The 1,818-nt window shown below is 76.0% G+C and carries 2 protein-coding genes; one reads left to right on the top strand and one right to left on the bottom strand.

Features of this window, described 5'->3' with window-relative positions; all coding sequences use genetic code 11:
- Positions 1–369: 369 nt before the first annotated feature.
- The gene (locus ACTUAL_RS23965) at positions 370–783 is read right to left on the bottom strand and encodes an OsmC family protein (RefSeq protein WP_015800729.1); all 414 of its coding nucleotides are present in this window, start codon (positions 781–783) and stop codon (positions 370–372) included.
- A gap of 232 nt (positions 784–1,015) precedes the next feature.
- Here ACTUAL_RS23965 and ACTUAL_RS23970 point away from each other — a divergent pair.
- On the top strand, positions 1,016–1,818 hold an 803-nt coding region (locus tag ACTUAL_RS23970), incomplete at its 3' end, for a glycosyltransferase (protein ID WP_440901831.1).

Consider the following 1,818-nt stretch of genomic DNA (forward strand, 5'->3'; position numbering starts at 1 on the left):
TGCCGTTCAACGCCGCCGACAACCTGCTGCACCTGGCGCTCGGCCTCGGCATGGCGGCGCTCGGGATCGCGACGACCGCCGTCGAGCGGGCCAGGGGCGCCTACCCCGGACCGGAGCAGTTCGGCGAGGGCCAAGCGGGCGAGCACCCGCACCGCTGAGCCGCGCCGCCGACCCCGGCGGAAGAGGTCGCCGATCCGGTGATTGGCCGCAGGGGATGTCGGGTACCACGCTGGTGCCGCGTGCGCGCGTTCTACTGCGGCGAGGATCACCCCTGGTGGTTCGCCCCGGAGCGGCGCGGGGACGTTGAAGAACACAGCGCCCGCGCCGCTCCGGTTCTCTACCGGGTGACACCCGCCCGTCGGACGGGGATCACGCGACGTCAACCGGCCAGCCGCCCACCATCGGGCAGTGCGAGACGGACAGGTCGACCAGGTCCCGCCGCGCCGCCTCGTCCGCGACACCGGGCAGCTCGACCTTGAACCGCACCTCGAAGTCCAGCCGCTCCGCCCCGTCGTGCCGCAGCCCCACGGCCGCGCTCACCGAGCTCCCGGTGGTGCTGTGCCCGCCGCTCGCGGCCATCCGCACGACGGTCTGGTGCAGGCAGGAGGCGAGGGCAGCGGCGTACAGGTCCTCGGGCGCCCACCCGCCGCCCCGGCCGCCCAGGTGCGCGGGGAGACCGGTGGGCAGCTCGCCCGACTCGGCCCCGTCCACCACCACCCCGGCCTCCGCGGCGGTGGCGATCGAGGTGTGCAGCTCGGCGGCGGTCATGCCTGCGCTGGTCATGCGTCGCTCCCTCCGTGTGGTGCGCGCGGGTTACCCCGTCCAGCGGTGATCGCAACCGTGCGTCATCCCACCCGTGTGCGAGTTGCACCGGACGGCCGTTCGGTTACGGTTGGATTGCGGACGGTTCAGCCCAGCAGCCGTTTCACCGGCTGGGTGAGGGCTGTCGTCTTCGTCGTGGTTCCTCTCTGCCCAGCCGGGCTCGCCAGTCGACCGGCAACCGAGAGGTGCACCCGTGAAGATCGCCCTGGTGTCCGAATCAGCCAACCCCCTGCACGCCGGGAACGGCGGCGCGCTGCGGGTGCACGTGGCGGAACTGGCCGCCGCGCTCGCCTCGGCGGGCCACGAGGTCGTGGTGCACACGTCGGGCGAGGCCGGTCGGGAGGCCACGCGGGCGCGCGGTTACGAGGTGGTGGAGCTGTCGGCGGTGGCCCGCCGGGCGGCCGACCCGTCCGCGCACCTCGGCGACTTCGCCCGCGCGCTGGCCCGCCGCTGGCAGGACGACGCCCCCGACGTCGTGCACGCCCACCACTGGACCTCCGGGCTGGCCGCGCTCCTGGGCGCCCGCCGCACGGGCACGCCCGTGGTGCAGAGCTTCCACTCCCTGGCCGACCCCGGCTCCGACCCGCAGCGGGCGAGCACCGAGCGCCTGGTGGGCAAGGAGGCCGCGGCGGTGATCGCGTCCAGCGGGGCGGAGCTGGCCGAGCTGGCGAGGCTGGGCGTGCCGAGGCAGCGGATCTCCGTGGTGCCGTCCGGGGTGGACCGCGCCCGGTTCGACCCCGAGGGCCCGGCCGCGCCGCGCTGGGCCCCGCAGCGGCTGGTGGCGGTGAACGACCTGGCCCCGGAGCGCGGGGTCGACGACCTGCTGTGGGCGCTGCGGTCGCTGCCCGAGGCGGAACTGGTGGTGCTGGGCGGGGACGCGCGCGGCATCGACCGGGCTCGGGCCCGCGCCGCCGAGCTGGGCGTCGCCAGTCGCGTGCGGCTGCCCGGCCGGGTGCGGCGCGAGGAGGTGCCCGCGCTGCTGCGCTCCGCCGACGC

The sequence above is a fragment of the Actinosynnema sp. genome, from assembly GCF_052038725.1.

Bases quoted from the DNA above. Each gene is read 5' to 3' on its own strand.
- ACTUAL_RS23965 (WP_015800729.1), bottom strand. From the start codon at position 783: ATGACCAGCGCAGGCATGACCGCCGCCGAGCTGCACACCTCGATCGCC.